Raw genomic sequence first — 6,319 nt, forward strand, 5'->3', positions numbered from 1 at the left:
CAAATGCTGTAATAGATTTAATCCCAATATCTTTGAGTAAAAACTTCTCGACTTCAATCTTTCCGTTTGTCTTGTCTCTCAAAACATATTCTAGACTTAAGTTAAGAACACTGACATTAATCTCACTTCCCGCAAGAATACCAGGAATCAAGACATCATCTCCTGACGACGGATTTGTCTCAGATTTTTTTAAATCACCAGCTTTTTCTACACTTGTCGACTTACTTTTATTGTTCTTGCTGTTTTTCTTCTTTGCCAAGGCACGTTCCCAATTGGAACCGGTCTTAAACTCTATATAGTTAACTTTTGGTGAATCTAGAACCACCTCGACCTTACCTCCACCAAACAGAAGGGACCAAAATGGAATTCTTAATTTTAGATTCGAAATAGAAACTAATGGATATTCACTTCTTCCTGTGTAAGTAATATCAACATCTTTGATATCAACAGAAGAATTAAACCCAATAGAAAAATCCAAGGCCTTAGTTTTTACCTTAGAATTTGGAATAGCTTTTTCAAGTTGTGTGATCATTATCTTTTTAAGTTCTTCTGGCTTCAGTTTCTTTGAGGCCACAAAAAGTCCTATACCGGATAGAATAATAAAGATCGTGATCGTAACGAGAATGATTTTTAATGGTGACTTAGTCTTCACTCGTCCTCCCTGACAATAGTAGACCGTCTTACTAAACTTTCAATTTAATAAAGCTCTTCTATTATCGAGGATTTTCGGATGAAAAACTAGGGGGTTATATAAGCGTCAGAGGAGCAAATTTTGCCATAAATTTCTTACGAGCTCCGTCTTTGAACATAATCGTCACCCTCTCATCCCCAGCAGGTCCTTCAGAAGCTAAGATTTTTCCTTCTCCATATAAAGAATGGACTACTTTTGAACCTTTTGGAAATTTCGACTTGGGCGTTGTACTTTGAACGCTATAAACTGGTCCATCATCAAACTCAGGATCAGAGAAATCATCCCAATCATCATTTTCAGAGTTTTCTTGGTATCCACCACCTAGCTTACGCCACAAATAGTACTTATTAGGTATCTCTTGAATGAAGCGAGAGTGACCATTAAATCTAAGTTGACCAAAGAGCATTCTTCCTTGTGCAAAGGTAATATAAAGACGTTTCATGGCCCTAGTCATTGCAACATAGAAGAGTCGTCTCTCTTCTTCAATGGCCATATCACCATCTTCCATACTCTTATAACTTGGAAAGACATTCTCTTCTGTTCCAGTCAAGTATACATAATGAAATTCAAGACCTTTGGCACCGTGAATGGTCATTAAAGAAACTTCACCTTGATTCTCTTCATCTTCTGCTACTACTGAATTATCAAGAGTGATTGTTTCTAAGAAACCTCCAAGATTTCCTTCTGGGCTGGACTCTTCAAATTGAGCAATGGCACTACCTAGCTCTTGTAAGTTTTCCATCCTCGCTTGAGACTCATAGTCCTTTGCGGCCCTTAGCATTTCCCAATAACCTGATTCGTGTAGTAGTTTTTCAAAGATCTCTTCTGGTGAATCCTTACTATCACTAGCAATTTTTGCGTCATTAATAATTTGAGTGAAATGTGAAAGTGAAGACTTAACTCTTGCCGTGAGACGAATATGCTTAAAATCCTCAGGATTATCGACAATTCGTTGAATCACTTCCCAAAGAGTCGATTCTGTTTTAACAGCTTCATCTTCAATCTTTCTTAGAGTCGTTGCACCGATTCCTCTTGCCGGGACGTTGATAATTCGGCTTATGGCCAACGAATCCTTATCATTTACAACAACTCTGATATAGGCCAAGAGGTCTTTAATCTCTTTTCTTTCATAGAATTTAATTCCACCAACAACTCGATAAGGAATATTAGATTTTCTTAATGCATCTTCAATTAGACGTGATTGAGAGTTTGTTCGATAGAAAACGGCCATCTCATCGTATGACTCTCCTTCTCTATGAAGCTCCTGAATTCCCTCAGCAACAAATTGCGCTTCTTCTTTATCATTGTGACACTCAACAACTTCAATAGACTCTCCATCTGGATTATCAGTCCACATGTCCTTTCCTTTACGTTGAGTATTTCTCGAAATAACAGCTCCTGCCGCTTCAATGATATTCTTTGAAGATCTATAGTTCTGCTCCAACTTCAAGATTCGAGCACTAGAGTATACTTCTTCAAAGTCGAGAATATTTCTAATATCAGCCCCACGCCAAGAATAAATAGATTGGTCTTCATCACCAACCACGCAAATATTCTTATTACGTCTTGCAAGTTTTGTAATGAGATCAAATTGTGCGCGGTTCGTATCCTGATACTCGTCCACTAAAAGATACTTAAATCTTTCTTGGTAACGTACAAGGACATCTGGGAATAATTCAAATAATTGAATCACAGCTGTAATTAAACCACCAAAGTCAGTAGAATTAGCTTTATGAAGCTCCCTTTCATACTCTAAGTACATATCGTAGAAAGGATCATCTTTTTCTACTTCATAGTCTTTATCTGATAAGTCTCTATCCGGATAATGACCATGGTTCTTCAGATCTTCAATAAAATACATCACTTCAAATGGTGATGTTTCTTTTATGCTAATCCCTCTTCTATTGAGAATATTCTTAACAACAGCTTTTTGTTCACTAGTATCATAAATCGTGAAATTCTTGCTTAGTCCTAAATACTGAGCTTCGCTCCTAAGGACTCGTGCGCAGAAAGAGTGAAATGTTGTCACCTGAAGGGCCCCAACATCACAACTTACAGTACGTGAGACACGATCACGCATTTCCTTTGCCGCTTTATTAGAAAACGTTAAGGCAAGAAGCTGAAAAGGACTAATATTCTTTTCTTCAATAAGATAAGCTATTCTTGTTACGAGAGTTCTTGTTTTACCAGAACCTGCTCCAGCAAGAATCATCATTGGCCCATCTGTCTGAACAACAGCTTCTTTTTGTTGTAAGTTTAAGTGATCTAACTTCATTCTATCCTAAATTATTCTACAGTTACCGATTTTGCTAGGTTTCTTGGTTTATCAATATCAGTCCCTAAGAACTTAGCGATATGATAAGCAAGAAGTTGGTTCACAACATTGATATAAAGTGGGCTCAATTCTTCAAGTCCGTCAAAGTTGATCGGAATATAATAATCTGAGATTTCCTCAAGATCTTTCTTCCCTTCAGGTCCAATCGTGACAATTTTCCCCTTTCTAGCTTTAATCTCTTGAATATTTGAAACCGTCTTTTCATAAAGTTCTGGACCAACAAGTGCCACATTAACTTTTTCTTCATCGATAAGAGCAATTGGTCCGTGCTTCAGCTCACCAGCGGCATAACCTTCGGCGTGAACATAGGCAATCTCTTTAAGCTTTAGTGCACCTTCAAGTGCTATTGGATAATAGACACCTCTACCAGTGTAGAAGAAACCTTTATTACGATAAATTTCTCCGGCAACTGCTTTAATCTCATCTGAACGATCAAGAAGCTCCTCGATTCTTTCAGCAAGTAGAGTGTATTTCTGAGAAAGGGTATTTCTCAGATTGTCATCCATTCCTTTATTTTGAATTACGGCACTTAAAGTTCTTCCAGTTAGAACCTGCTGTGTGAACGCCTTTGTTGAAGCAACACCAATTTCAACACCTGCTCTAATCAGAAGATTCACATCACAATCTCTATAGAGAGTCGACCCCTCAGTATTAACAATTGAGAGAGACTTAAGGCCTGATTTCTTACATAACTCTTGTGCGGCAAGAGTATCTGCAGTTTCCCCAGATTGGCTGATAAAAAGGGCAAGATCCTCTTTATCTAAAATTGGATTTCTATATCTAAACTCACTTGCAATCTCTGGACGACAAGGAATTCTATTAATTTGTTCAAAGAAGTCTTTTATCACAAGACCTGCATAATAAGCTGTTCCACAGGCAGAGATATGAAGATTCTTTCTTGGAAGATCAACTGCTGCTTCCAGACTTTCCTTTCCTTCACCTTGAAAATAGAACTGAGTCAAAGACCTAATTAACTCTGGTTGCTCATAAATCTCTTTTAACATGTAGTGCTCAAAGTCACCTTTTGCTGCTGGATCATGAGTCATACTCTGCTTCTTAGACATATAACGCTTAGACTTTGTTCCATCCAATTCATAGAAGTTTAAAAGATTTGAATTGGCAGCACTTAAGTGGCAGAGAACTTCATCTTCTGGAAAGTAAATTTTGTCAGCAATTCCTGCAAGAGCGTATGGATCTGAAGATACTAAAACTTCCGAGTTAACTTCATTCATTCCACAAACTAGTGGAGCACCCTTTTTGATTGAAAAGATTTCTGATGTTTCTTTATTTAAAACAACAAAGGCCGAAAAACCATGAATCTTCTTAAAGGATTCGATAACAGCGTCCTTGATATTCTTCCCATTTCTTACATGGTAAATAAGTAATCCAAGAAATGTTTCAGAATCAGTTTCTGACTTAAATTGAATTCCTTCCTTAGTTAGAAACTCTCTAAGTTCACCAGCGTTTTCGATAATCCCATTGTGGACCATCGCAATTCCCATCTCTTCGCAAATATGTGGGTGAGCATTATTATCAGTGACACCACCATGTGTGGCCCAACGAGTGTGACCAATACAAGATCTCGCTGAAATATCTTTGTCTTTGATTTCATTAATGAGGTTTTCAATCTTTCCCTTCTTCTTATACATCATCAGATCATTTGAAGAAGAAATAAAACTAACTCCTGCAGAGTCATAACCTCTATATTCAAGTCTTTTGAGACCTTCAAGTACTACATCAACTGAGTTTTTTGGACCTAGGTGACCAACAATTCCGCACATAGTCATTCCTTAGAAAATTTAATTAATAATAATTCTAAAGAAGATACCACTTTGAATTTGGAATATCCAATATTTGGAGGCTTACTTTCGATCTTTTTTCTTTATGAAACGCCTTGCCATACCGTCTTTCGTAGTTTGACGCCCTCGGGCAATTGCAAAGGCCCCATCATTCATATTCTGATTGATCGTAGAACCACTTGCGACATAACATTCTTTTCCGATTGTAATTGGAGCAATCATTTGAGAGTCCGACCCAATAAATGAACCATCTCCTATGATTGTCTTGTGCTTATTGGCACCATCATAATTACATGTAATGAAGCCACATCCAATATTGACCTCGCGACCAATCTCAGCGTCACCAACGTAACTTAAGTGACTTACACTCGTGTTTTCACCAATCTTAGACTTTTTAACTTCGACAAAGTTACCAAGTTTTGCGCCAGCACCAATCTCAGAGCCCGGTCTGAGTTGCGCCATCGGTCCAATTTTAGCGCCATTTCCTACAATAGAATCAGTCACATATGTATTGGCCTTAAGTGTTGCCCCATCTTCAATAACTGAGTTCACAACAAAGCAACCTGGCTCAATCGTGACGTTCTTACCAATTGTTGAAGTTTCATCGATATGGACATTTGGATAGATAACTGAACCAATCCCAACATTTTTTGAGTAAATATAAGTATGAGATGGATCTAAGACACGAACTCCCTCAATTAAAAGTTTTCTGATATTTCTTTGAACTAAACCACGCTCAGCTCTTGCCAATTGATAGAGGTCATTCACACCCATGAAGTATGATTTATCAGCGAAGAGATGTGCTTTAACATTAGCATCTTCTTTAAATGTATCTGTTAGGTAGAACTCTCCGGCCTTATTATTGCTGTCGATATCAAAGATATGTGACTTTAGGTATGAAGTCTTAAAAATATAGAGTCCAGAGTTTACCTCTTTAATGAGTCTCTGTTCATCAGTTGCATCCTTTTCTTCAACTATAGTAAAGCCGTGCTCTGCTCTTATAATTCTTCCATAACCAAATGGAGTTGATTCTTCAAAAGTCGCCGCAACCGCATCTGGCCCTTTTGAGATTTCTTCTTTTAGCTCTTCTAAAATATCTTTCGTAATTAGAGGAGTGTCAGCACACATAACGAGGGTGTAATCATATTTTTCGGAATCAGGATTTCCCTCAAAATATGTTCTAACCGCATGCCCTGTACCAAGTTGTTCTTTTTGAAGAATAAACTTAGCAGGAAGTTCCGGTCTATTTTGATTAACATGACTTTCTACCAAGTCATTTTGATGTCCAGTAATGAGGTAAATATCCCCTAAACCATCAACGGAATCTAAAACATAGTCTAATAAAACTCTCTTATGAAGAGGTGCAAGAGGTTTTGGAACATCCATTTTTAATCTTGTTCCTTTTCCTGCGGCAAGAATTACCACTGCGATATTATTAGACATATTTACTCCAGTATTTAGAAATATTTTTAAAACTAATTCACTATGTTTTTA

General features: G+C 37.4%; 4 protein-coding genes. All 4 read right to left on the reverse strand.

Annotation, left to right across the window (positions count from 1 at the left end; genetic code table 11):
- The coding region (locus M901_RS03995) for a hypothetical protein (protein ID WP_021276903.1) at positions 1–652 on the reverse strand (652 nt) is incomplete at its 3' end.
- Positions 653–746: 94 nt separating this feature from the next.
- Positions 747–2,966, reverse strand: coding sequence for an ATP-dependent helicase (locus M901_RS04000; protein WP_021276902.1), 2,220 nt, complete (start codon positions 2,964–2,966; stop codon positions 747–749).
- A gap of 11 nt (positions 2,967–2,977) precedes the next feature.
- Positions 2,978–4,807: a glutamine--fructose-6-phosphate transaminase (isomerizing) gene (gene glmS, locus M901_RS04005; RefSeq protein ID WP_021276904.1), complete on the reverse strand. Its 1,830-nt coding sequence runs from the start codon at positions 4,805–4,807 to the stop codon at positions 2,978–2,980.
- Between the two features lie 81 nt (positions 4,808–4,888).
- Complete coding sequence (gene glmU, locus M901_RS04010) at positions 4,889–6,268, reverse strand: bifunctional UDP-N-acetylglucosamine diphosphorylase/glucosamine-1-phosphate N-acetyltransferase GlmU (protein ID WP_021276901.1); 1,380 nt, start codon at positions 6,266–6,268, stop codon at positions 4,889–4,891.
- Between the last annotated feature and the right edge of the window lie 51 nt (positions 6,269–6,319).

It is taken from the genome of Bacteriovorax sp. DB6_IX, assembly GCF_000447775.1.
Taxonomy (GTDB): Bacteria; Bdellovibrionota; Bacteriovoracia; order Bacteriovoracales; family Bacteriovoracaceae; genus Halobacteriovorax_A.

Excerpts from the sequence above, each read along its gene's own strand:
- glmU (WP_021276901.1), bottom strand. The coding sequence starts at position 6,268 with ATGTCTAATAATATCGCAGTGGTAATTCTTGCCGCAGGAAAAGGAACA.
- glmS (WP_021276904.1), bottom strand. The coding sequence starts at position 4,807 with ATGTGCGGAATTGTTGGTCACCTAGGTCCAAAAAACTCAGTTGATGTA.
- M901_RS04000 (WP_021276902.1), bottom strand. The coding sequence starts at position 2,966 with ATGAAGTTAGATCACTTAAACTTACAACAAAAAGAAGCTGTTGTTCAG.